The organism is Paenibacillus sp. FSL L8-0436 (genome assembly GCF_038593025.1).
Classification (GTDB): Bacteria; Bacillota; Bacilli; order Paenibacillales; family Paenibacillaceae; genus Paenibacillus_AQ.
Window position 1 is genome coordinate 4,047,985 of sequence record NZ_CP151955.1, and the last position, 25,501, is coordinate 4,073,485.

23 protein-coding genes are annotated in these 25,501 nt (G+C 49.9%); 9 read left to right on the top strand and 14 right to left on the bottom strand.

All coding sequences use genetic code 11. From position 1 onward, the window contains the following. Nucleotides 1-139: 139 nt before the first annotated feature. The gene (locus NSS79_RS18320) at nucleotides 140-1,270 is read left to right on the top strand and encodes a C45 family peptidase (protein ID WP_342435598.1); all 1,131 of its coding nucleotides are present in this window, start codon (nucleotides 140-142) and stop codon (nucleotides 1,268-1,270) included. 86 nt (nucleotides 1,271-1,356) lie between these two features. On the opposite strand, the gene NSS79_RS18325 is transcribed toward NSS79_RS18320, so the two are convergent. Next, on the bottom strand, nucleotides 1,357-1,884 hold the full coding sequence (locus NSS79_RS18325; RefSeq protein ID WP_342435599.1) for a GrpB family protein: 528 nt from the start codon (nucleotides 1,882-1,884) through the stop codon (nucleotides 1,357-1,359). A 167-nt stretch (nucleotides 1,885-2,051) separates the two neighbouring features. Between NSS79_RS18325 and NSS79_RS18330 the strand changes: the two genes are divergently transcribed. From NSS79_RS18330 to NSS79_RS18350, 5 genes are all read left to right on the top strand, one after another. Beyond that, entirely contained in the window at nucleotides 2,052-2,222 is a 171-nt protein-coding gene (locus tag NSS79_RS18330; protein ID WP_342435600.1) for a hypothetical protein, read from the top strand. A 161-nt stretch (nucleotides 2,223-2,383) separates the two neighbouring features. Beyond that, nucleotides 2,384-3,319 (top strand): LacI family DNA-binding transcriptional regulator, encoded by a 936-nt coding sequence (locus NSS79_RS18335; protein ID WP_342435601.1) that lies wholly within the window; start codon nucleotides 2,384-2,386, stop codon nucleotides 3,317-3,319. Nucleotides 3,320-3,374: 55 nt separating this feature from the next. After that, nucleotides 3,375-4,637 (top strand): MFS transporter, encoded by a 1,263-nt coding sequence (locus tag NSS79_RS18340; protein ID WP_342435602.1) that lies wholly within the window; start codon nucleotides 3,375-3,377, stop codon nucleotides 4,635-4,637. An 18-nt stretch (nucleotides 4,638-4,655) separates the two neighbouring features. Next, nucleotides 4,656-5,441 carry a GNAT family N-acetyltransferase gene (locus NSS79_RS18345; protein ID WP_342435603.1) on the top strand — a complete coding sequence of 262 codons (786 nt, stop codon included), beginning with the start codon at nucleotides 4,656-4,658 and terminating at the stop codon, nucleotides 5,439-5,441. A gap of 87 nt (nucleotides 5,442-5,528) precedes the next feature. Further along, nucleotides 5,529-5,873 carry a DUF4190 domain-containing protein gene (locus NSS79_RS18350; RefSeq protein WP_342435604.1) on the top strand — a complete coding sequence of 115 codons (345 nt, stop codon included), beginning with the start codon at nucleotides 5,529-5,531 and terminating at the stop codon, nucleotides 5,871-5,873. Nucleotides 5,874-5,959: 86 nt separating this feature from the next. Here NSS79_RS18350 and NSS79_RS18355 read toward each other — a convergent pair whose 3' ends face one another. The 10 genes from NSS79_RS18355 to NSS79_RS18400 form a co-directional block, all read right to left on the bottom strand. Beyond that, nucleotides 5,960-7,168 carry a response regulator gene (locus NSS79_RS18355; protein WP_342435605.1) on the bottom strand — a complete coding sequence of 403 codons (1,209 nt, stop codon included), beginning with the start codon at nucleotides 7,166-7,168 and terminating at the stop codon, nucleotides 5,960-5,962. Beyond that, complete coding sequence (locus NSS79_RS18360) at nucleotides 7,165-8,931, bottom strand: sensor histidine kinase (protein WP_342435606.1); 1,767 nt, start codon at nucleotides 8,929-8,931, stop codon at nucleotides 7,165-7,167. The genes NSS79_RS18355 and NSS79_RS18360 overlap by 4 nt, the downstream gene beginning before the upstream one ends. 77 nt (nucleotides 8,932-9,008) lie before the next feature. After that, a complete protein-coding gene (locus NSS79_RS18365; protein WP_342435607.1) occupies nucleotides 9,009-9,833 on the bottom strand; it encodes a carbohydrate ABC transporter permease in 825 nt (274 codons plus the stop codon). A 17-nt stretch (nucleotides 9,834-9,850) separates the two neighbouring features. Next, complete coding sequence (locus NSS79_RS18370) at nucleotides 9,851-10,741, bottom strand: sugar ABC transporter permease (RefSeq protein ID WP_038592609.1); 891 nt, start codon at nucleotides 10,739-10,741, stop codon at nucleotides 9,851-9,853. A 115-nt stretch (nucleotides 10,742-10,856) separates the two neighbouring features. Then, a complete protein-coding gene (locus tag NSS79_RS18375) occupies nucleotides 10,857-12,224 on the bottom strand; it encodes an extracellular solute-binding protein (RefSeq protein WP_342435608.1) in 1,368 nt (455 codons plus the stop codon). Nucleotides 12,225-12,460: 236 nt separating this feature from the next. Then, entirely contained in the window at nucleotides 12,461-14,659 is a 2,199-nt protein-coding gene (locus NSS79_RS18380; protein WP_342435609.1) for a DEAD/DEAH box helicase, read from the bottom strand. Further along, nucleotides 14,656-15,975, bottom strand: coding sequence for an ATP-binding protein (locus NSS79_RS18385; protein WP_342435610.1), 1,320 nt, complete (start codon nucleotides 15,973-15,975; stop codon nucleotides 14,656-14,658). Before NSS79_RS18385 ends, NSS79_RS18380 begins: the two co-directional genes overlap by 4 nt. A gap of 8 nt (nucleotides 15,976-15,983) precedes the next feature. Beyond that, nucleotides 15,984-17,573 carry a TerB N-terminal domain-containing protein gene (locus NSS79_RS18390; RefSeq protein WP_342435611.1) on the bottom strand — a complete coding sequence of 530 codons (1,590 nt, stop codon included), beginning with the start codon at nucleotides 17,571-17,573 and terminating at the stop codon, nucleotides 15,984-15,986. 195 nt (nucleotides 17,574-17,768) lie between these two features. Further along, complete coding sequence (locus NSS79_RS18395) at nucleotides 17,769-18,980, bottom strand: MFS transporter (protein WP_342435612.1); 1,212 nt, start codon at nucleotides 18,978-18,980, stop codon at nucleotides 17,769-17,771. Nucleotides 18,981-19,061: 81 nt separating this feature from the next. Continuing rightward, complete coding sequence (locus NSS79_RS18400) at nucleotides 19,062-19,829, bottom strand: DUF1836 domain-containing protein (protein WP_342435613.1); 768 nt, start codon at nucleotides 19,827-19,829, stop codon at nucleotides 19,062-19,064. Nucleotides 19,830-19,944: 115 nt separating this feature from the next. Between NSS79_RS18400 and NSS79_RS18405 the strand changes: the two genes are divergently transcribed. Further along, nucleotides 19,945-21,267, top strand: coding sequence for a hemolysin family protein (locus tag NSS79_RS18405; RefSeq protein WP_076111129.1), 1,323 nt, complete (start codon nucleotides 19,945-19,947; stop codon nucleotides 21,265-21,267). Between the two features lie 130 nt (nucleotides 21,268-21,397). Here the strand turns inward: NSS79_RS18405 and NSS79_RS18410 are convergent, their stop codons facing one another. Then, complete coding sequence (locus NSS79_RS18410; protein WP_342435614.1) at nucleotides 21,398-21,832, bottom strand: GNAT family N-acetyltransferase; 435 nt, start codon at nucleotides 21,830-21,832, stop codon at nucleotides 21,398-21,400. A 46-nt stretch (nucleotides 21,833-21,878) separates the two neighbouring features. Further along, complete coding sequence (locus NSS79_RS18415) at nucleotides 21,879-22,232, bottom strand: VOC family protein (RefSeq protein ID WP_342435615.1); 354 nt, start codon at nucleotides 22,230-22,232, stop codon at nucleotides 21,879-21,881. A 145-nt stretch (nucleotides 22,233-22,377) separates the two neighbouring features. On the opposite strand from NSS79_RS18415, the gene NSS79_RS18420 reads away from it, so the two are divergent. Further along, nucleotides 22,378-23,730, top strand: coding sequence for a TrkH family potassium uptake protein (locus tag NSS79_RS18420; protein WP_342435616.1), 1,353 nt, complete (start codon nucleotides 22,378-22,380; stop codon nucleotides 23,728-23,730). 78 nt (nucleotides 23,731-23,808) lie between these two features. On the opposite strand, the gene NSS79_RS18425 is transcribed toward NSS79_RS18420, so the two are convergent. Further along, nucleotides 23,809-24,087, bottom strand: coding sequence for a hypothetical protein (locus NSS79_RS18425; protein WP_038592629.1), 279 nt, complete (start codon nucleotides 24,085-24,087; stop codon nucleotides 23,809-23,811). A gap of 163 nt (nucleotides 24,088-24,250) precedes the next feature. Between NSS79_RS18425 and NSS79_RS18430 the strand changes: the two genes are divergently transcribed. Further along, nucleotides 24,251-25,483: an aminopeptidase gene (locus NSS79_RS18430; RefSeq protein ID WP_342435617.1), complete on the top strand. Its 1,233-nt coding sequence runs from the start codon at nucleotides 24,251-24,253 to the stop codon at nucleotides 25,481-25,483. Nucleotides 25,484-25,501 lie beyond the last annotated feature (18 nt).

Sequence of the window (25,501 nt, forward strand, 5' to 3'; positions counted from 1 at the left end):
TGCACATATAGGGCGTGAAATAACTTCACCTTGGAACCACAGCGTCCGATTCAGCATTGTCACGGCTTTGCCGCCGTAGCGGTAACAGTTTTATAATAGAGCTACTCTGCGCAGAGAGTAAACGTAGAAGGAGCTTCACATGGACCTCAAAACATCCATTTACCAGCATATTGTTACGGAAGGAACACATTATGAAGTCGGGCGCGCACTAGGGGCATTTTATAAACACGACACTGTTTTTATGTCCTTTATGTCCTCGCCGTTTATGGGCAGTCCGCCGCTCCATCCGGCTGCCGCTGATAAGGCAATGAATATGTTCGAGAAATATTGTCCCGGGGTCAATCAGGAAATCAAAGGTTTCGCCGATGAAACCGGCATCCGGGAAGAAGCGGTCGTCTTTTACTTCTCTTATTTCCAGTCAGCCGGCCATTGCAGCCAGGCAGCCTTGCGAACCGGTCCTATAGACGAAAGCCGTACATATCACATGCGGACGTACGATTTTGGCTGGGAGGATGCTCCCTATAATCAGCTTTTGCTGAGCACTACCCGTGTGACGGGCAAGCCCCCCCACATCGGATTTTCACTTCAGCTCTTCGGCCGGTATGACGGCATGAATGACGAAGGTCTCAGCGTGACCACGACCTCCGGCAGAATCCGGCCAGAAATGACAGGTGAGGGCTTTGTGTTCCCGGGAGTGGTTCGGGCCCTGCTCGATGGCTGTACTACAACCAGTGAAGCTGTTACCCTGCTGCGCAGCATGCCGATTTCCGATTACAGGAACTTTCTAGTGACCGACAGGCACGGTTCAATGGCATTGATCGAAGCAGCGGGGGCACATAAGGAAATTGAGGTTTATGATGCCAGGGCGGCGAGCCTTTCCCAGCTTGTCGTTTCCACCAATCACTATACGCTGCCAGCCATGCAGCAACATAACCTTCAGCTGATGCATAACTCGCAAGCGAGGCAAGAGGCGATGTACTCGACTCTCTGGAACAGAGGAACGGACTATAATCCGCTGGAAGCAATGAAACAACTGGCAGGTCAGCACCTGCCGGAAGGCGTCTGCTGCCATCACTATGGTGAAGGCTTCGGGACGTTATGGTCGATCGTTTGTGACAATGCCTTACGGGAGGCACATATATGCTTCGGTTCACCCATGATTAACCCTTGGAGAAGCTTTGGGTTCAGTGATCCGCCGGGCATAAACGAATATACCGCCACTTTGCCTAACGAACAGTCCGACGCACAGTTTTGGAGCAATATACTTTAAGAACCTTTCACGTTAAAAAAGAGCGGAAACCGGCTGACCTGTTATTCAGGGTCCGGTTGCCGCTCTATTCATACTTTTTTCTCCGCTCACTGCATGGCTTTGTTTAGGATTGAATGTACAAAAGCTGTCTTGCCCTCCGTATAGGCTTCTCTGTCATTGCGGTATTGTTCTGCCAGGGCCAGCTTTACTTCCTCATACGCCCGAACCGCAGCGGGATGACTCCGCAGATAGTCCCGGAAAGCGAGATGCTCCAGATAACCTTTACCGTCCTTGGGACATACATATAGATGATAATGCATCAAACCGTCATCCTTCTCGCACTCGAATACCTCTCTGCCTTCGATCCCAAGATTTCCAAGATGCACATAACCAAATTCCCGGAACCTCTCAACAATATCAGGCAGTGCCTCATAGCTCTCCATCACAAGATCGAGGTCTATAATCGGTTTGGCCGCCAAACCTTCAATAGAGGTACTGCCCACATGCTCGACAGCAATGACAAGATCTCCGAGGATCTCAAGCATCCGCTCTTTGATTCTGCTGAATTCGGCCTTCCAAGCGGGATTATAAGGAACAACTTCAATAGGAACAGGGCTTACAGCGATGACCGTCACCTTCTTTACTGGGTTTGTTAGTGTTCTGTCAGCTTACTGTAAACCTCCGCTCTTTGTAAATGACCCGGTGCATACTACAGAGTGGCTGCGCACCCCCGATTTCAGATAGCTGGGATAAAATGCAAACCAGTATCTCATACTATCTGTTAGCAGATGGAGGTGAAATCATGCCCAAAAATAGTGCCGATCCCAAACACGACCGTGCAAATAAGAAAGCAGATAAGAAAAGCAACCAGCAAAACCATGCACATCTTACTGAAGAACCCCAAATGTTAAACGCCAATAAGGCTGAAGATTATGTTCCCAGTTTGAATGGTGTCACCAAAAATGAAACTTAAGCTGTAAAATTGTACAGCAAACAGGCTGCGCCCCGTCGCTGAATGATGGGGCGCAGCCTTTTCTTGTCTCCAAGTAAATATTTTTAGTTTTCCATTCAGTTGACTTGTCCCGTGGCTGAATGATAGGCTTTTCTTCTAAGCCTTGTTAAGGAGAATGCCCGATGAAAAAAGCGACAATGAAGGATATTGCCCGCCAGGCAAACGTTTCAGTAGCCACGGTCAGCTATGTGCTGAACAATGTGAAGAACCAGACGATCCCTGACCCGACCCGGCAGAGTATACTGCAAATTGCCCGGGAACTGAACTATGTCCCGAATCTCGCAGCGCGTTCCCTGGTCAAACAACGGACAGGACTGGTCGGCATCCTGATTAACCGGACATCCGCATTGCCCTATTGGAAACGCCAAAATTACATGTCGCTGGTGGAAAGTCTGGAAGCGATGCTAACAGAAGCCGGTTATCATACACTGCTTGTCCGTTTGAATCCCCTTAATCCTGCGATGGACGTAATCCGTGAACGTAAACTGGATGCTGTCTTTGTGCTAGATGTTATGGATGAGATGTTCTACCGGATATCCGCCAATTTTGTGGAAGGCGTTCCGCTGATTCTGATCGACAGCATCATTGATGACCGTCTATTTAACCAGGTTAATTATAACTATCCGCAAGCTCTGCAGGCTGCTGTATCCTCCTCCGCAGCTCCCTCCTGTCTGGTCATGGAGAGCTATTATAACAAGGCGTTATCGGAGTGGGTCATTGCTGAATCCGCCTTGCCGCAGGAGCATATTCATATCGTGAACAATTCGCAAGAGGCACAAAGTGAACTCATGAGCTTTTTGGCCCTTAACCGGGATAAGCACGTCATCGTCATCAATGAATTTTTGGCAAAAGCTGTTGAAAAAACTGCCTTGGCCTCTTCTGTTACAGCGATTTGCACCTGCGGGGTACCGGAAATCCTGCTGGACAGCACGACAATCATACAGTTTCAGAACGATAGAGCACTGACCGCCTATGAATTAATGACATCTGTTTTCCGCGAACAGTACGATACCAGCCTGACAGGCAGCAATCAATTTTTGGTTGAAGTTCTCCAATAAATTCTCTATAATAACTTAAACGTTTAAGTTAAGTAATTACGAGGAGGTTTTATTGATGAATATTCCCAGCGCTGAGATGGTGAATGCCCCACCTGTGCCCCAAGTGAACTATCCGGTTTTACGCAAAAACAAAGTTTTCCTGCTGTTGTTCACAGCCAGTACGCTTACGATACTGGGAAATGCCTTTCACAGTCTCGCTCTTAGTCTGTGGGTGCTGCAAGAGACTGGCAGTGCTAAAATGATGAGCATCATGACTGTCAGCAACCTTGTCATCTGTTCATTGCTAGGAAGCGTGGCCGGTACACTCGCCGATCGCGTCAACCGCAGAACGCTGATTGTATGTGCCTATCTGGTGCAGAGCATCACTGTACTGGGAATCGCTTACGCCCTAACCAGCCCTAATCTCTCCTTCGTCCTGATTGTTTGTCTTACCGGAATTGTAACCTCTGCCGGACAATTTCAGTCTCCTGCCTTCCAGGCTTCCCTGCTGACTGTCGTCGGCAAAGAGCATATTCAGCAGGCAGCAGGCTGGATGACCTTGTCAGAGAACATCTCCCGTACTGTTGGTTACGCTCTTGGCGGAATCTTTGTCGCTGCCTTCGGTGGCGCTTGGGCGATCTTTGTAGATGGGATGACCTTTCTATTAGCCTTCTTGCTGGTGCTAGCCTCAGGCTCATTCACTGGTGTTAAAGCCGCACGTGGACCAAAAAAAACGTTCAAGCAAGATATTTTCAGCGGTTTTCGTTATATTTGGAGTAATCCCTTTTCTAGAGCTGTTACCTTACTGCTTCCCGTACTCACACTATTTTTCCTCTCCTGCCTCATGCTGACGCAAGTCATGGCCGTGCAGGTATGGAAGGCAAGTCCGTTTCAGTTTGGTCTGATGGAGAGCTGCATCCCGCTCGGGTACATGCTTGGATCGGGCTTGATATTGACTGCCGGGAACAGGATCAGGCACCGTGGTCTGCTGGTTGCTGTCAGTCTCCTGCTGCTGGGTCCGCTGTACGCCCTGCTGTCGGTTACTACCTCAATGATGGTGGCCATCCCGCTCATTCTGCTAATCGGCTTCACCTTCTCATTCAGCACTTTACTGATTAATATCATCCTGAGACTCGAGGTTCCTGAGGACCTGCAAGGGCGGATGTTCGGTGTACTGGGGTCCTTAATGAGTGTAGGTCCCCCTTTGGGACTTGCTGTCTTTTCTTCGTCAGCCGACCATTTTGGAGCCTCTGGAACCATGCTTGCTGCCGGTCTTATCCTTTTTCTGTTTGGAACCGGAGCTGCAGTCGGACTTAAAGTAATTCGTGAATATAAATAAGAACAGGAGTGAAGTTCATTGGGCCAGACTGAATTGATTATGAAGTATTTGCGTGAGAATCCGCTGAAAAATGTAACCCCGTTAAAGATGATGACCGCTTATCATCAAGTTATAGACAGCTATCTGGTCCACCAGCAGGAACACTGGGGGATTCTGTTGCTTCTGCCTGCGGACGCTTATTCCTTTGATCAGCGGATATACCCGAATGCCGAGAAAATAGTGCTGATGGATTACAGCAGCCCTGAGGTGCTGCCCGAGCTGCTAAAGCGATTGCCTGGAGAAACGAATCTGGTCTTCAAAATTCAGGAGCAGACACGGATTTCGATTGCCGGTCAATTTCCGCTGCACAAAGTACGATGCTTTTATTCCTATAGTTCTACAGCAGAGCAACGTTTCGATCCGGACGCCGAAGCTGTACTGAACGAACAGATGGATGAACGGCTGCTTCCATTATGGCGGGCGAATGATTACAGCAAGGAAGAAATTGAGCATTATTTTGCAGACGGCGCTTTTTCCATATCCATATTCCGGGGAGACACGCCACTCAGCACCTGCCTCGTCTTCCGCAACGAGGAACAAATCTGGGAAATCGGGGCCGTACGTACGGCCGAAGCCGGCAGAAGAAGCGGACTTGCACAGCGGGTCGTCCGCACTGCGGTATTCCATACGCTGCAGAGAGGTTATATTCCAAGATATCAGGTGGAGGATACCAATATCGCCTCCATTCGTCTGGCCGAATCCGTCGGCCTTACGCTAGCGGTGAAGCTGGAGCATTGGCTAAATTATATAGAACAGCCGAAATGATCAATAATTCATCACCGTAATATTCTGGAAATTGTTATATAATGCAAGGAACAGTAATAACAATTTGTTAGATAAAGGAGTTCGTTCATGAGCTATCAACCGTTTGGGCATCAGGAGTATTATACGCCGCCACCCCCGCCGGCACAGACAAACGGCAAATCCATTGCCTCATTGGTTCTAGGAATTTTGTCTATTGTGACACCTTATATCGGGCTGGTGTTCGGAATTATTGCCATTATACTTTCCGCGATTTCCCTGAAAGAGATTCATACCCGTTATGAAGCGGGTAGAGGTCTTGCCATCGCCGGTCTCGTCTGCGGGATTGTCGGGACGATTATTTACACCATACTTATTCTGCTTTTTATATTGTTTATTTTTGCTTTCAATGAAATGGACACGGTTAACACTTTTTACGGCACCAGCAACATCTGATAGGCTGTAAGAAATGCAGGACTTTCGAGTAAATGAACAAAAAAGGAAGCTGAACCGGTTTCGATAATCGGCGTCAGCTTCCTTTTTTATTGCGGCGGGCAGCCTTTGGTCAGAAGAATATTGATGTTCTGCTGCTGGCGGTATTCAGTCGGAGTCAGTTGGAACTTTTTGCGGAACATCTGAGTGAAATGGCGCATGTCCTGATACCCTACACGTTCTGCGATTTCAGCCAGCTTCAGCTTGGGGTTCAGCAGCAGCAGCTTTGCCTGCTCCAGCCGCAGTGAGGTGACGTATTCTTTGTACCCCTGCCCTGTCTTTTGCTTGAACAACTGGCTGAAGTACGCCGGGTTCAGGAACACGACAGAGGCCATCTTCTCCAGCGATAGATCCTCGTTGTAATGCTCCCTGATAAAATGCAGCGCAACGTCAATGGCCTTCTCTCCGCTTCCCTTCAGCGGTTCCGCCTCAAAGGCTTGTGAAGCGGATGCTTCCCTCATCCGTTTCACGACCTGCGGCACGGTATTGAAATCGTAACTCAAGCCGGAATGCAGGATTTGAAAAGGCATCTTCAGATAATGGTTGAGATGGTCACGGAGCTCCTCCTGGAACGGTTCAATCCGCTCGTTCTCCCTCAAGGTAACCAGGCCGAGTAAACTCTGCCGGTCGAAATTGACGACGAAACCATTCCCATGCAGCTCGATCAGCTCAGAAAGTACATTCTCCACGATAAAATGCTCCAGGCGCGCGCTTTTTTCCCCCGGGTCCAGCTGTACCATCACCAAGTAAAAGTTGTGATAATCTTCGATGAACGGACCAATATCCAAATTGCCGATATCAAGGCCAGAGGCCAGCCGCTGGAATACACCTTCACGCAGAAATCTGAGGCTTGCCTTCAGCCTTTCCCCCTGTCGTGAAACGTCGTTGTCCTTCTGGATCTCCAGCGTCAGATTATTGATGATCTCCTCCAGCTTGTTTTTGCCGATCGGCTTGAGCAGATAATCCCTCGCTCCAAGACGGATCGCCTCCTGTGCGTAGGAGAACTCACTATGAGCGGAGATCACGATCCATTTCACATAGGGATATCTGCGTTTGGAAATTTTCATAAACTCAAGGCCATTCATACCCGGCATTAGGATATCAGTCAACACGATGTGGATACGCTGTTCTTCCAGCACCTTGACAGCTTCCTCGGCCCTTGTGGCCACAAAAACCTGATACTCCGGGTACAGATGCTTAATCGTACGTTTGATGCCTTCGCGGATAACCCGTTCATCATCGGCTATGAGAATATTCACTTGTATGTGTCTCCCTCCACTCTAATCGGAAGCATGATGGCAACCTGTGTCCCTTCTCCGGGTAAACTTTGAATCTGCAGACCGTAACCATCCCCGAACATATACTGCAGCCTGCGGTGGAGATTCTGCAAGCCGATCCCGCCTTTGCCGCCTTCTTTCGGACTGTCTCCGTTTAGCGAATCCTGCAGCCGCTCCAGCTGTTCCGCATTCATGCCATTACCGTTATCTTCAACGAATAATTTCAGAACATTCCCTTCTTCACGGGTGTACACCTTCAAGATACCCTGACGGTTAAGTGATTCCAATCCATGCTTGACAGCATTCTCGATCACCGGCTGCACCGTCATCTTCGGAACGCGGATGTTCAGCCAGCGCTCATCGACTTCGGCGACAATATGCAGCCTGCCTTCAAGACGGATGGAAATGATCTTTAGATAATGGCCGATCTGCTCCATCTCTTCCTCAAGGGTAACTTCCGCGCCGTCTTCCCACTGGCTGCTGTAACGGAACATGGAGGACAATGAGAGTACAAGCTCGCCCAGCTGCTCATTCGCTTCCTCATCAAGCATCCAGTAAATCATATCCAGTGTGTTGTAGAGAAAATGCGGGTTCACCTGGGACTGCAGCGCATGCAGCTCGGCGTTCTTCTCACTGACAGAAGAGAGCTTGACCCGTTCGATCAATTCCTCAATCCGCCGGACCATCCGGTTGAAAGACGCGACGAGAATATTGATTTCCTGATAGGAAGACACATTAACCACGCCCCGGAAGTTTCCGATTTCCACCTGCTTCATCTCCCGGATCACTTTCTTGAGCGGTGAGGATATGGTCTGCGACACAATCGAAGCAATCAGGGTGGATACGAAAATCAGAATGGAAATTACAATCAGCAGGTATCGCTTCATTTCGTTCAATTCCACATTGAGATCTTCGTCCGGAGTGATGCTCATTACCCACCAGCCGGAGAAGGACAGCTTGGAGGCCACTATTAAGCGGTCGCTTTCCTGCTGCACAATGACATCCTTATCCCCCTGCAGGGACGGCAAATTCTCCACGACTGGTGACGGGTCCGTAGCCGAGGATACAAAACGCCCATCCTGAGACATCAGATAAACCTGGCTGTGCGCTCCCAGCTTCAGATTATCCAGCGCATCAAGAACAGGCTGCGGGTTTGTTTCGTACAGAACGATGCCTATCGGTTTGTGTTCATTGAGATCATAGATTTGCCTCCCGAAAGCGAATACAGGACTGTCCTCGACCTCATCAATGAGCGAATGTTCGTACACGCCGAGCCAGACCATTTTCCCTGTAGAAGCCTTAAGCTCATGGTACCAGTCCTCGGTGTGATACTCCGGATCGACCACGTTCATGTAGTTGCCGTAATTATAAATTTTGCCTTTGTCCATGATGACATGGATGCCTACCAGATCGTCCCGCGAATAAAAAATCGAGCCAATGATATTCGTGATGGTCTGTTCATTGATAAAAGCCACTGCCGGTTCATCGGTTGTTTCATTGAGCAGGCGAACCATCTCAAAGTTATTGCTGAGTGATTTGGACAGGGAATCATACCCCTTGTAGAGCAGGGTAAACAGCCCGGCCGTTTGAGCGACGTTCTTCTGCGACAGATCACTGATCTTTTCATGCAGCTGAACAGTAGTCCGGTTATAGTACAGCAGGCTGACAATCAGCAGAATACTGGACATGCAAAAAAGAAACAGCAGAAACAACCGATGGTGGATGGAATGAAAGCCATTTCGCATAGGACTCTCCTCCTTTCAACATCCTGTGTCTGCCGTTCCCTATTATAAATCCAATACAAATTTAAATGCAACGCCCATTAACCCTTAACGGCGCCTGCCACCATGCCTTTTGTAATCCGGTTGGACAGGAAGAAGTAGATTAGGATGACCGGCAGCGCGCCCATGACGAGGAATGCGCCGATATTTCCATAGTTGACTGAATACTGGCTGACAAAAGTGTAGACACCGAATGGCAAGGTCTTCAGTTTCTCGGAAGAAATGAAGGTTGCCGCCAGAATATATTCGTTCCAGATGTTGATAAAGGTCAGGATGCACACCGTCATTACCGGCGGAATCGAAACCGGAAGAATAATGCTGCGGAAGATACGGTATACACTGGCTCCATCGATAAATGCAGATTCCTCAATTTCATGCGGAATGTCTCTCATGAACCCGGAGAGGATAAACACGGCAATTGGCGTGGAGAATGCAATGTAAGGCAGAATCAGTGATAAATGTGTGTTCAGGATATGCATATTTTTGAAAATGATCATCAGCGGCAGCAGAGTTGCCTGCATAGGAATCATCATTCCCATCAGAAAAACCATCATTACAATATTTCCATATTTCCAGCGGAACCGTGAAATCGCATAGGCAACCATGGAGGCCAGCACAATGACGAAAATCATCGTAACAGCCGTAACAAACACACTGTTAGATAAGTATTTCAGATAACTCCCTGACGTATACGCTTCGCTGTAGTTATGCCATTGAAACGATTTAGGGAAGGAAAAGAAGCTGCCATCCATAATTTCTTCGTTAGTCTTCAGGGAATACAGCAACAGCCATAACAAGGGATACAGCTGGGTCACTACAGGAATGGCGAAAAGAAGATACACGATTCCTTTTTTGAAATTTCGCATGATCGCGCACTCCTTTTCTAATTGAATTTCCGCTCGATTTTATTGAATACGGTATTGATGAATCCGGTAAAGACCAGGCAGACCACAACCAGGAAGGTGGCAATCGCACTGCCGTATCCATACTTGAAGGACATAAAGGAACTGTTATACATATGGGTAGAGATTACATCGGTAGCATGTGCCGGGCCCCCCGCCGTCATGACCATGACCAGATCGAAGGCCTGCAGTGAACCGATAAACGCCAGTACAATTGATATTTTAAAGATCGGAACGATCAGCGGCAGGGTGATGTAGCGGTCCGCCTTAAATCCATCTGCTCCGTCAATTTTAGCCGCTTCATAAAGCTCATCCGGAATATTGGACACCCCGGTATACTGAATCAGCAGATGGTAGCCGAAGAACTGCCAAAGCGATACGAAATAGAGTGCGAACATGGCAATCTTGGGTTCAGTGAGCCAGTTATGTGTCCAGCTGTCCAGTCCCAAAGAGATCAGAACCCCGTTCAGCATACCTCCTGCGGAAGCCGGATTGTAGACCGTTTTCCACAATTGGCCGATAATGACGACGGAGAGAATAACCGGTGTGAAATAGATCGAAACCAGTGTATTAGCTCTTTTCAAATAACGGTTAAGTAGAATAGCCATAAACAGGCACAGTGGAATTTCCAGCATGGAAGCCACCGCATACAGCAGTGTTCTTCTTACTGATGGCCAAAAGACAGGATCATTAAAAAACATATCTTTAAAATTGCCGAAACCGATAAACTCTGCAGAAGTGAGACCGTCCCACTTCAATAAGCCTGTATACAATGAAACCAGTATGGGAACAAACACAAGGCATACATACAAGAGCAGACCTGGCAATACGAAGACGGCTATTGTTCGTCCTGGCACCTTTAGTACTTTCATCTTTCCCGCCTCCTAAACAAGCAGATTCTTTTTCTATGTCCATCATAGATCGATGCGAAGAAGCTCTGTCAGCTCGCTTCGCATCGATAGATAATGGGAATGTTTCTATTGCTTCTTATTTATTAGCTTCGAATGCGGTTTGATGTTCCTTGCCCACTGCGGCGGAATCCACTTTTTGTACAAACAGGTTTTGAATGCTGCTCAGGTGAACTTGCGCCGTTGCCGGGTTCATCGTATTGTCAAACGCCAGGTCGCCGCCTTTGACTTCATTGAACAGGCCTGCAATGTTGATCGCAAGATCGGAGTAACCGGCAGCTTTCAAATCGCCGTCTACTTTTTGGCCCAGACCTACGGCATTTTTCAGTTCAAATTGCTTCTTAGGATAGTTGGATGCGAAGAAGTTGAGGAAATCCTTGGTTTCCTGCAAATGCTCGCTGTTTGCGGAAATAGCAAATGCACTGCCTGGTGCAAGCATAAATTCATTAGGGTCGCCTTTACCGTTAACTGTAGGGAATTGGAAAGCTCCGACTTTGCCGGCTACAGATGAAGCATCAATGGCTCCGGTTTCCCATGAACCGATTGACCACATTGCCGCTTTACCAGTTTTGAAGATATTGCCGCCTGCATTGGCATCAATGGATGTTGCACCATCAGGGAATGCGCCGGCTTGGACCAGCTGCTGGAAGGCGTCTACTGCTTCTACGAATGCTGGATCTTCGAACGTTTTCTTGCCGTCAAGCACTTCTTGCAGGAAACCCGGGCCGCCGTTGGTACGGAGCAGAATGTTCATAAACAGGAATGAGCCTGTCCAGGAGTCCTTTTCACCGATCGCAAGGGGTGTGATGCCTTTCTCTTTGAGGATCTTTACATCCTTAAGCATTTCTTCGAATGTGGTTGGCGGGTTCGCAATTCCGGCTTGCTCAAACAGCTCCTTGTTGTAAAACACAACCTCGATATTGTTGCCGTCAGGCAGTGCATACACATTATTATTGAAGCTGTAGTAATCGAGCAGTCCGGTTTGATACGTATCCTTCAGTCCGTTCTGCTCCAGCATATCGTTCAGTGGAGCGAACAGTCCGGCATCTACAAACGGTTTCATTTGTGCAGCAGGGTTAACAATGGTGATGTCTGGCACTTCTTTGGAGGCCGCTTGTGTTTTGAGCTTTACTTTTTGCTGGTCAGTGTTCAAAGTATCCAGTTCAATATGAATGTTCGGGTTTTCTTTTTCATATTCCCCCACCAATTCGCGGATCATTTTGTAGGCGGGTGTTGCAGGGTCAGGATAGATGTTCTGGAAAGTAATCGTTACTTTTTTGCCGCTGTCTTTAGTAGCTTCAACAGTGCTGTTGGTGCTCTTCGGAGCTGCGTTGTTACCCCCGCTGTTATTATTATTGTTGTTGGAGTTGCCGCATGCCGCCAAGGTTAATGCCATAGCAGCAGTTAGACCGATGGAGAATGTCTTTTGCATTTTTCTGTTGACCATTTGTTTGTTGCCCCCTGTCTTCGTGATATGTTCATTATCTTTCGATTAAGCGCTTCCAACAAGGTGGGAACTGCAGAATTAAGGTTTGTTTTTTCTATATATAAAATAAAGCATGCATATTGCGATATCTCTTTCCGATATTGGCTTGCCCTTGCAGAAAAATAGCAGCAGCCCGGGATATGATCATCCGTGGCTGCTGCCGCATCATTAAGGAAATACAGATTGTAGTAGACGCTCTAGTTCTCCACCCGCCACTGCTTAATCACATTCAGCAGCCCAGGCACATCCAGCCCATCCAGTGAAAAGGCTTTGCGCAGCAGCTCATGGGGGATGAATTCATCATACTTTCCGAGATATGGCGCTTCATCCTTGCTGAGCAAGGAGAGCGGGTCCGTCGCAGCGGTTGTTTCAGCCATGATCTCTTCCTCCAGCGTATCCGCATCCACACTGCCGGCGACTACCATATAATAAGGCTCCATCGGTGTGATGGAACGAAGTCCCAGCCGGCCCTTCAGGTTATTCTTCAGCAGCCGTTCCAAAGTCCGGAACTGCCTGCTTCCAGCCCACGGCAGAATGAACATGGAATCGCCGCCTGCCGGCAGGACCGAGCGCGTGAGCAGACCGCTCTCCTTGGCCAGGCGTCGGGCCCGTTCCAACCGGGCCGCCGCGCTTGGCGCCAGATACGGATATAGCGCCGTCGCTCCCAATACCTCACGGATTTTGGCCATGATCCGGGTATGCACATCACCGCCAGCACCAAGCCAGAGAGTATCAACCTTGCCGCGCGAGCCTTTGACATAGACGGCCTTATGGCGGTTGTCTACCTCCTCCACCTTCCACAGCTTGCCCGCCAGCGTGAAGCAGTAGCCCGGTGGAGGGACGGTGGTAATGGAGCCGATTTCCTCGGTGCCATTATAGACGACATGCTCCTCATCGTCTTTGAATACAGCAAGAAAACGGAAATTGTTGACGATCTTCTCACCGGCCAGCCCGATCAGCAGCCCGCCTTCCTCCAATGTCTCAATATGGCCCATGCCCACCATGTACTCCATGAAGGTATCGTAATCCGCCGGGTCAATTCCCCGGAAGGACGGCAGGCTCAGAACAGCTGCCTTCAAATCCTCCGGCTCGGCTTCCCCCATGCTCTTAAGAATGCTCATCGTCTGATGGTACAGGAGCCCAACCGGCAACTGGCGCACATTCAGCGGCTCTACCCATTTCTCCCGCACATACAGCTCAATGACCGCAATCGCCCGCAGCAGCGTCCAAGGCATCCGCGCGGGCAGCTGCGCCTCCTCATCCTCCTCCTCCGGGGTGACGAAGATCATCTCCGAAGCGGAGTCACCGCGTCTGCCGGAGCGTCCCAGCCGCTGGACGAAGCTGGCGCAGCTGTAAGGTGCGCCGAGCTGCAGCACCCGCTCCAGCTCGCCAAGATCTATCCCCAGCTCCAGGGTAAGCGTAGCTGCGGCTACCGCCGGGCCGGGACCTTGCCGGAGCGCGGCTTCCGTCTCTTCGCGCAGCATCGCGGAGATGCTTCCATGATGCACATGGAACACATCCCGCTCGCCGCGTTTGGCTGCCATGCGCCGCATCTCCAGAATCGCCTCCTCGGCGTCCGTACGGCTGTTGGTGAAGATCAACGCCTTCTTCTGATGCGTATGATCGTAAATGAAACCGTAATAGGCCTGGCGGGCCCGCTCCAGGTGTTCAGCCTGCACCTCATCCCGCGCATCCGGGAAGGAGAAATGCTCCACACTCAGCCGCAGCTTGCGCCCCCCTTGCGGTGCGGATACCTCCACGCTCTCCCGCGTACCGGCGGCCAGCCACTCGGTCACGGAAGCATAATCGCTCAGTGTGGCCGAAAGGCCGATCCGCCGGGGATGGCAGCCGGCCATCCGCGAGATCCGGGCCAATTGGCTGAGCACCTGGATGCCGCGGTCCGCCCCCATAAAGGCATGCACTTCATCAACAATAATGAAGCGCAGATCATGGAACAAGGAGGGGATCGCATTCGGGCGGTTCATGAGCAGCCCCTCCAGCGATTCAGGGGTAATCTGCAGCACACCGGAAGGATTCTGCATCAGCTTTGTCTTATCCGCTTGCGGCACATCGCCATGCCAATGCCAGACCGGGATATTGCCTTCCCGCAGCAAATCATTTAACCGTGTGAATTGATCATTGATCAGCGCTTTGAGCGGCGCAATATAGAGAATCCCCACCGAATCAGACGGGCGCTCATAGAGCTCAGTTAATGCGGGAAAGAATGCTGCTTCCGTCTTGCCCGAGGCCGTACCGGAGGCAATCAGCAGGTGATGCGGGGTATCAAACAACACGCGGCAAGCATCTACCTGGGCCTCGCGAAGCGTCTCCCACCGGTTCTTGTAAATAAACTCCTTGATGAAAGGAGCCAGCCTGTAAAACGGATTGTCGCTCATAGGTCAAACTCCGCAAGAAATCCGTCCAGTTCGTTTTGCTCCGTCTCCGCCGGTTTTGCGGTGCGCTCGCCCACCAGCTTCTCGAACGAAATCTCCGGATGCTGGTGAAGGGTGTGTAGCAGATCCATGAAATCACGCACGACCTCGCGCGGGGTCAGCAGTTCATCAGCGCCCAGTCTGCCCACGGCTTCTTCCATGAAATGCACCAGCTGCTCTTGGGTAAGTCTCGCTTCATAGCCGTAATGCAGAGCGTGGATATCCCGCAGCTTCTGAAGCAGCACCAGAATTTCCTCATGGGACAGCATGTCCAGCGCAATAATCGGTCCGGTGAAATTATTCAGCTCGGCTGAGCCGTAACGGCCCGCCACCAGCCGTGAACGCAAAGCCTCGTAGCTGAACAATCCGCGCCGCCCGTCTTCAACGAACTGCGGGGTACCTCCAATAAAGATGCCCAGCCGTTCCGCTTTGCCCTGCATCGTATCGTTGAACATTGTCAGCAGCTTTTCGTAGTTGCTCTGGCGGGAGATACTGTTAGTAATCTTGTAGAGGTTAACACCCTCATCTATAAAGAGCAGCAGACCTTTATAGCCAATGGCACCTGTGAATTCCGCCCATAACTTCATATAATCGTACCAGTTATCATCATCAATTATGACGCCTACGCCAAGTGCTTTGCGCGCTTCGGTGCGGGTGGCGAATTCACCGCGGAGCCAGCGCAGCGCATCTTGCTTCAGCTCATCATCGGCAAGCTTATGACCGTTCCAGTAAGCCGCCAGCACTTTGGCAAAGTCAAAGCCATGCACAAGACCGCGCATCTCAGAGGCTACTGTATAAATCCGCTGCTCTACCTCTTCGCCAAGCTGTAGAGAGTCAGGTCCATACCCCTTCTCCTGCATCACCGCCTGCTGAAGCGTCATAATCCACTTCTGCAGCATGATTTCGAGTGCTCCACCGTCTGGACGGGTCCGGGTCGAGAGGTGGCTCATCAGCTCCCGGTAGGTTGCCAGGCCTTGTCCTTTCGTTCCTACCAGCCGCCGTTCCGGCGAAAGATCGGCATCCGCGACCACAAAGTCCCGGTCCATGGCGTAGTTGCGGATAATTTGCAGCAGAAAGCTTTTGCCGCTGCCGAATTTACCGGTAATCAGCTTGAAAGCTGCTCCGCCCTCAGCAATATTGTCCATATCCCTGAGGATGGCTTCCACCTCCGGCCGCCGGCCGACAGCAATATGTTCCAGTCCGATTCGCGGCACTACACCCGCCGTGAGCGAGTTTACGAGTGCGGTTGTCATCCGTTTCGGTATTTTCAGTTCATTCATCTAGGGATTCACCTCTTCAAATATTGCAGCACGGGCATAAATTCCTCAGTCAATTCCTCACCGTCGATCAGCAGATCACCGAGCATGTCCATGGCAAGTTCGTTAATTTCGTCAAACAGCAGCTCCGGCATCGTCCCCCCGGCAGCGGCCAGCTTCTGCACAACCTTCATTCCATCCTCATCTGCGAGCGCGGACACTGCTTGCCGCTGCAGAGGTGTCAATACGGAAGCAAATGCCTCCCACTCATTGTCTGTGCTGCTCGCGGCAGCGGGCAATACTGGAACACTTATGGTCTCGGAAACAGCATAAATCACTTCTATAGGATCCTCTTCTATAAAGGAAGGGACAGCATAATCAAGCTCCGTATCCCCGGAATTCTCTGAATCCTCCAACTCCGATGAATCCTCAGATTCCTCTATGGTGAGCAGCGTACGGACAATCTCGGAATCGCTCTCCAGCCGTTCAAGCTTCCTCTTGTCAATAACAACCGCCGGACCTTTCCCGGCTTGCTCTGCCTTGCGGAATTCCCGTTTCAGAAAACGGGTCACCAGGTCGTCCATATCCGCATCGACCTTAACGTCTTTCAGCCGTCCGCGGAAGCCCATCAGCTCGCGCAGCTTGTTCTCGGTAAGCCGGAAAAGCCGCGTAATCAGGCTGCGCAGCGGCGGAGATTTACTGATCCTTACGACAGGCACCAGTACGGAGTAGCCGTAGAGCGATATATCATAAACTGCGCTGCGGAACAGGTAACGCTCCCGCAGTACCGGCGGGCCGGGCGGGAACATTTCCACCAGCTTGGAGCCATGTTTGCGGGCTACGTAGGCGTCTATTAATGCAACCACTTGAGGAATATAACGCTCAGCCGCCGCTTTGCCTTCACCGGTGTAAAACTTGGATTTGCTGATATCGTAATCCGACATGACCGTAAGCACGGCAAAGGTCAGCTGTTCCGGTGCAGCAGACAGGCACCTCATCAGCTCCAGCTCCGCCAGATCTCCGGCAAGTCCGCGTGAACGGGCAACAATGCCTGACAGCGGCACGTCCAGTTTATGCACGAAGGCAAAATCGGCAATCCACCCGCCAAGATATTGATCGAGCCGCTTGTATTGATCACGGTAAGCTTCCCATAGCAAGGAGAGCTGTCTGTACCCTTCCTGAGGCTCTTCCCAGCCTACTCCGTTAATCAGCTCATAGACATGCAGAAAGATATAGGAGAGATCAGTCTTCGGATATCTGCCATGTCTGACTTCATCCCGCCAGAAGAAATACCATCTGTATTGCGCTCCCGTCATATGCCCGTATGTAGGCCAATAACTCTTGAATGGAACAAACAGTGTTGCGGCTTCCCTTTGTTCCACCAGCTCACGTGCCCGGTGCACAAATTGGCTTTCCGTAGTAGTTACCGGTTCCTGCTTCTCTTCCATATCCCAGAGCTGAAGCTGTACCGTCTCCTTCGGCGGCTCTTTCTTCTTCACCTTGGCGGCGGCTGACTGCCGCTGCACATTCCCGGCAGCCTCCCGTGGTGGAATCGGCACATTACTCTCCGTGCTTTCCCAGACCAGCTCTGTAAAGTACGGCAGCTTCCCTTCATTATTCATTCTTCCATCGCTCCAATCCTGAAACGTAATCCGAGAAGACCCTGCTCCTGCTCTTATGAAAAAACGGTCCTGTTCACATGGTGTGAAGGAACCGTTTTGTTCTTCTCGAATTATCCGAACCCGCTGTACATTTCACATCTAATATTAGCATTGTTGCAGGATTAACATCAAGTAGATCCGGCAAGGAATACTTCCTTAGAGCAGCTCAGTTCCTTTCGTTTCCTTACCCAGAAACAACACTGCCAGCGCACCGACAATAATGGTTACGAAGAACAGCATAAAGATTGAACTGATGCCGACCTTATCGCCTACCAGAAAGCCTACCAGCAGCGGTGCGATCACACCGCCGATCCGGCCAAAGGAGGTGGCCAGCCCAGCACCCGTCGAGCGGATTGCAGTGGGATACAACTCAGGGGTATAAGCATACATGCCGCCCCATGCGCCAAGGTTAAAGAACGAGAGGCAGATTCCGGCAGCCATCAGCATGCCCTCCGTTGTCGCATTTCCGAACCAGGCAGCGCTGACTGCTGTGAGCAGCAGGTAGATTACCAGTACAAACTTGCGCCCGAACTTTTCAATGAAATAAGCAGCGGTGAAGTATCCGGGCAGTTGGGCCAGCGTCATAATCAGTACATACTCAAAACTCTTAACAAGGCTGAAGCCCTTAATCACCATTACCGTAGGCAGCCACAGGAACATGCCGTAATAGGAGAACACCACCGTGAACCATAGAATCCACAGCATGATCGTTGATTTGCGGTACTCCGGCGACCAGACGATAGCAATACGTTTACTCAGTGAAACCGGGGCCTGCTTAATTTCCGCAAACCGCGGGGAATCATCGATGGCATGCCGCAAATACAGCGCATAAAGTGCCGGTACGGCACCTATGCCGAAGGCGATACGCCAGCCGTAATCCGGAATAACAAAATAGGCAATCAAAGCGGACAAGATCCAGCCTACCGCCCAAAAGCTCTCCAGCAGCACAACCGCCCGGCCTCTCTCTTTTGCAGGCATGCTTTCCGACACCAGCGTTGAAGCAACAGGCAGCTCTCCGCCCAGCCCGAACCCGGCTACAAAACGCAGCACACATAATATCCCGAAGCCTGTAGCAAAAGCCGATAAGCCGCTGGCCGCAGAGAAGATCAACAAGGTCCACAGCAATACTGACTTGCGTCCGAAACGGTCGGCCAAAATCCCCGCCGCTGCCGCCCCTGCTGCCATGCCCACCGAATTAATACTGGTCAAAAATCCAATCTGCTCCGGTTCAAGCGACCACTCCTTGGCGAGCGCTGCAACCACAAAAGAAATCATTCCGACATCCATCGCGTCAAACATCCAGCTTAATCCCGCACTGAACAGCAGTTTCCTTTGCTTCGGATTTCGCAGCAGCGTCATTTGATTCAAGTTCAAGCCCCCTCTTCCCTTACTCCGACTATTCTACCCTGATATTGCTAGTTTCTCTTACACATTCTAAGAGTGCCGCTCCTAAAAATCAAGGAATAAAGCAGCATTAAAGTATTGCCGGGCCAGTGCTTGAAAATAACAGGTTTGTACAGAAATTGCCGAGATCATCAGCATATTTTGCACAGCATCCCTTTGCGGTCTTGTCAGATGATTCAGCCGGTTCATCAATTTATCCATTGCACTTCTTAGCGAGCTGTCCGTTTTCCAGGAATAATCTTTGTTTGCGCTGCGTTCAGCTATCCCTTGCGCCTGCAGCGCAGGGCTGCGCTTAATCTCTTCGAACAGCTCCGCATACCCGTGATACAGCTGCGCTGGTTCAACCAAATCATCATCATCGCGTTCCGGTTTCAGGAAAAGCAGGCGGAAGAGCTGACGTATACTTTCGAAATCAAGCACTGCTTTAAGGTCATCAATGATAAATAGCAGCGCAGCCTGATTAACCGAATACTTTTTTCCTTCCCTCGGTGAGCCGAGATATTCCTTGAAGTCGCGCTTCACCCAATTTTGCATAGCGGTGGCACTCAGTGTGGAATACTCTATGAGATGTCCAAGAGCAGCAATGTCCGAGAGCGAGAACCCTTTGACGTTCCCTCTTTTGATGATCTTTTGCAGGATCGGCGGGATTTCCGTAGAGAGGAACGCAGGCAGGGACATCCCCTGTTTCACCTCTTCGTGATGAAGTTTCGTCCAGACCTCCTGAAGAATATGCAGCGGTTTTTGCTCTGAGTTTCCGGTCAGCGAGAGCAGCAATCCAGACATTTCTTTTCGGCTTAAAGTAAAAGCTTCCATAGATGGCACCCCTTCGCCATTTGATATTTTAATGAAAAGTTCGTACAATAGGTTCAAGTGAACTCATAATATGAGTATAACCTATTTTAATAACGAGAGGGATGGTAAAGATTTTATGGGTATAGGACTTAGTTTGACGTTGGTGGCCATTTTGATTATTTTAACCGCTTTTTTTGTAGCCACGGAATTTGCAGTAGTAAGATTGAGAGGCAGCCAAGTAAGTCAAATGGTTCTCGAGGGAAAGAAGAACGCTTTAGCTGTACAAAGAGTTGCAGCGAACCTTGACGGTTACTTGTCTGCTTGTCAACTTGGGATCACAATCACTGCCCTCGGTATCGGGGCGTTGGCAGAACCTGCATTTGAGCAGCTGCTGATTCCTTTATTCGATTTGGCTGATATCAGTCACAGTGTGAGCGAACCTATTGCTTTTGCATTGGCATTTATTATTGCTACATTCCTGCATGTCGTAGTCGGAGAACTTGCACCGAAGACGGCCGCTATCAACATTCCGGAGAAAATCGGTCAAATTACAGCCCCACTGATTATTTGGTTCTACAAAATATTGTACCCTCTGATCTGGCTCATGAACGGTTCCGCCAATCTGCTTGTCAGCTTGTTCGGGATGAAGCCGGCCAGCGAGCACGGCGATGCGCACAGTGAAGATGAGATTCGTCTGATTCTGTCCGAAAGCTATGAAAGCGGCAAAATCAACAAAGCCGAATATGGCTACGTGAACCGGATCTTCAATTTTGACGAGATGCTGGCCAAAGAAATCATGGTGCCGCGGACAGATATGGTGTGCTTATTCACCGACCACTCGCTGGCGGAGAATTTCAACATCATCCGTAAAGAGCAGTACACCCGATTCCCTGTCGCTGACGGCAGCAAAGATAATATTATCGGGATGATCAATACCAAACAGCTGTACCTGCAGTATGACAACAACCCGGATTTCGATTTTAAAAGCCTGATATTGCCGCTTCTGACTGTGTCTGAGGTAACCCCGGTGAAGAACCTGTTAACCCGTATGCAGGTAGAACGTGTTCATATCGCCCTTCTGCTTGATGAATACGGCGGAACTTCCGGTCTGATTACGATTGAAGATATTCTCGAGGAGATTGTCGGGGAGATCCGTGACGAATTTGACGGGGATGAACGTAAAAACATCGAGAAGCTCAGCGACGTCAATTACTTGTTCGACGGCAAGGTTTCTCTCCTGGAGATCAAGCAGCTGACAGGTCTTGACTTCCACGATGACGAAGTAACGACCATTGGCGGCTGGTTATACAGTCACTTGAGCGAGCCCACTATCGGCAAAAGCATGAATTACGAACATGTTACGCTTACAGTCCGTGAGATGAACAAAAACCGCATCCGCAAGGTTGAGGTGCTTATCGGGGAAAAGGACTCCCTGGAATCTGGGCAACAAACGGAATAATAGCTGAATATATATCAATAAAGGCAAAGGCGCTCCTTGACGGAGCGCCTTTTGTTGTAGCGGAACTTAGTTAGATAAAATCCTGCTCATATAATATTCGTCCACCCAATTCCCGCTTACCTTCATATCACTAATTGCCGATGTACTTCTTGAACAGCATACTCCCGCTCCCGTCATACCCGAGCGCCTCATAGAATCGGTGGGCGGCTTCTCTGCTTGAATTGCTGGAGAGCATCACTTTAAGCGCACCTCTGGCAGCCGCAGCTTCTTCAGCAAATCTCATAAGCGCGGCGCCGTAACCCTTACCTCTCAACTGGGGGGCGATGATCACCCGCTCGATGACTGCGAATGGAAGGTCCCCACTCAGCGCATCCATGCAAAAATGCAGATGGACTGTACCAACAACCTGCCTGTTATCTTCATACACATACAGAAAACTGTCCGGATTGCCGCCAATCTGTTCTATCCTCCGTGGGGATACATTAACACCCGGATGCTCCGGCAACAGAATGCGGTATAGCGTTTCTATCGCGGCAGCATCCTGGGGCAATGCCTCTCTAATCATGTCGGAGTTCTCCTTATCATCCATCTTATATAGATGTTAATCTCTTTTAACAACGGCAAATCATCAATACATTTCCGTCAGGATCCTTGAAGTTAAACCAGTGATCATTCTCAATGTCAGTCAGGATCTCCGCACCGCTGGCTTTGACAAAATCATAAGCAGCATCGATGTCCTCCGTATTTAAATGAAAGGACGGCACATTCAGAACCGACTCGGCTGTGAAAATTCTGCTGTCCAGTACAATACCCGGCCCTTGCATCGGCACCACATACAGATGACCGAACAATACATCACCGTCAAGCGGAAGCCCCAGCAAGCTGCAATACCAGTTCTTTGATCTTTCAATATCACTGACCGGAATGAATACGGCGCCAATCTGATTCAGAATCGGACTTGTCACAGCAAGTACAGCCTCCTCTATGCTTTCTCAGAATAGGTATTACTTTTTAGTAATTCGATAAAATATGCCAATTTCCTTCCCCCGCAAGTTGATCGATTGGAACTTATGATATAATCTGGACAGATGATATCAAGACGTCAGGAGAATGAATTTGGCTAATCTATCCCTCGGACACCTAAGGCTGACGCCACCCAAAATACTATCGCTCGGATTCATGCTGCTGATTGCGGCAGGAACAGTACTCTTATGCCTCCCGGCAGCTTCGACCGGAGACCGGATCTCCTTTATCGACGCCCTCTTTATGGCGACTTCAGCGACCTGTGTCACCGGGCTCGCTGTCATCGACACCGGAACACAGCTGACGGTGTTTGGACAAATTGTCCTCCTGGTGCTGTTCCAGTTTGGCGGTCTCGGATTTGTGACTATGGCCACGCTGATTACACTTGTACTTAACAAACGGATCTCACTCAAAGAAAGGCTGCTGCTGCAGGAATCCATGAACCAGAACTCCATGCAGGGCATCGTCAAGCTGATCCGCCGGGTACTGATCTATTCCCTAGTCATACAGCTTAGCGGAGCAGCCTTGCTTGCCGTAAGGTTCATGCTGGATATGCCTTTCGGAAAAGCAATATATTACGGTTTGTTTCATAGCATTTCTATCTTTAACAATGCCGGATTTGATCTCTTCGGAGATGTGCACGGGCCATTCAGCGGTCTTACCCGCTACGTGGAGGATCCAATTATAAACATCACTTCCATGCTGCTCGTTTTCCTTGGCGGAATTGGGTTTATCGTGTTGTCCGACGTAATCGACTTCCCCAAACGCAAACGTCTGACCTTGCATTCCAAGGTGGTACTCTCCACTTCAGCTATCTTGATTCTGGTCGGGGCGGCAATTTTTTTCTGGCTTGAACTGAACACCACGCTGAAACCGCTGCATGCCGGCGGCAAAATAATGGCCTCCTTCCTGCAGGCGATTACCCCCCGCTCCGGCGGGGTAACAACCATTGAGATTCCACTCTTGCGAGAATCCACTCAATTTCTGATGATTCTGCTGATGTTCATTGGTGCGGCGCCTGGATCAACCGGTGGTGGGATTAAGATTACTACCTTTGCCATACTGGTAAGTACAGCATATGCCAAACTGCGCGGGAAGGAAGACATCGTCATGTTCCGCCACCGGATCTCCAAAGAAAACGTGTACCGGGCCATCACGATGACACTGCTCTCACTGATGCTGGTAGTCATTGCCACCATGTTGTTGTCCGTGACGGAGAGTGCAGATTTCCTGACCGTATTGTTTGAGGCGGTGTCCGCTTTTGGGACCTCGGGCATTACAATGGGGCTGACTACGGAGCTGACGACCATCGGGAAGGTTATGGTGATCATTCTGATGTTTGTCGGACGTACCGGACCGCTGACACTTGCATATGCGCTTAAACCGAAGAACAGCAAGGAGCTCTACCGTTATCCTGAAGGCAATATTACGATCGGGTAGAGCTTTCGAACTTATACCTATATAAAATGCGACCGTTCGCCGGCAGTGAATGCCTTCATCGGTCGCATTTTTGCGATGCTATTCTTCTTCCTGAATGTCCTGGGTATCCAGTGCGGCATCCAGCAGCTGATTAAACAGATCGTCATCATTCTCCAGCAGCGTGTCAATCTCCAGGAACTGCTCTTCGCTCCCCGGTTCACCGGCAAAGCTGAAACTGTAATCCCATTCGCTTCCCCGTTTGCTGAAGAACGTAATTTCATACGGAGACTTATGATTGTCGAGCGTGAACACCGTCCTCCCGACATAGCTCTTATCTTCTTCGCGTTTCAATTCCGCCTTAATAATTTGTACGTTCATGCGCTTTCCTTCCTTTCATCAGATCGTCCACACTCTCCCAGTATAGCATTGAAATGAAAGCAAATCCCTCTCTTTCCGCTGCAATTGACTTTTTTCATCCGGCGGTTAATAATTTAATACAATGCTCATACAGCACTAAAATATAGTAAATGGAGGAAACCCAATGCTCAATTTAGAAGCGAAGCTTAGCAAATATGCAGATCTGGCAGTCGAAATCGGCGTCAACGTTCAACCGGGTCAAATACTGGTCGTGAATGCCCCCGTTTCAGCAGTAGAATTCGTACGGCTTATTACAGCCAAAGCATATGCCATAGGGGCAAGTCTGGTCAAAGTAAACTGGAGTGACGAGAGCATTACCCGCCAGCAGTTTGAACATGCCGCACCGGAAGTCTTCACGAAGGCTCCAACGTGGTACGCGGGAGAAATGACCGAATTCGCCGAGAATGGAGCCGCTATTCTGACTGTAATCGCCGAAGATCCCGACGCACTGAAAGGCATTGATCCGGAACGTATCGCCAATTACCAAAAAACACGCGGTGCTGCGCTTACGAAATACCGTGATTACCAAATGTCCGATAAAATCAGCTGGAGTATTGTCGCTATCCCTACACAAGCTTGGGCCGACAAAGTGTTCCCTGATGTTCCGGCCGAAGAACGTGTGGATAAACTATGGGAGGCTATCTTCCACACTGTCCGTCTTGACCGCGAAGATCCGGTTGCCGCCTGGCAGGAGCATCTTGATACACTAGAACAGAAGGCTGATGTGCTTAATGCCAAGAAGTATAAAAGCCTGCATTACATAGCACCCGGCACAGACCTGACTATCGAACTGCCAGAAGGTCACATTTGGGCGCAAGGAGACAGCATCAATTCCAAAGGCCACACTTTTGTCGCCAACATGCCAACAGAGGAAGTGTTCACAGCACCGCTTAAGACTGGTGTAAACGGTACGGTCAGAAGCACCAAGCCGCTCAGCTACGGCGGCAATATTATTGATGATTTCTCCATCACCTTCGAGAACGGCCGCATCATCAGTGTAAGCGCCGGTAAAGGCCAGGATTCACTGGAGTATCTCATCAGTCTGGATGAAGGCGCCAAATATCTCGGCGAGGTTGCTCTTGTGCCTCACCAGTCCCCGATCTCCGAATCGAATATTTTGTATTTCAATACCTTGTTTGACGAGAATGCTTCCAACCACCTGGCCATCGGCACAGCTTATGCCTTCTGCCTTGAGGGCGGTAAAGAGATGACCCAGGATGAGCTGATCGCCCATGGCCTGAATACCAGTGTCACCCATGTCGATTTCATGATCGGCTCACCTGACATGGATATTTACGGAATTACAGCTGATGGTACACGGGAACCGGTATTCAAAAGTGGAAACTGGGCGTTTTAAACACAGACTACAGATAGC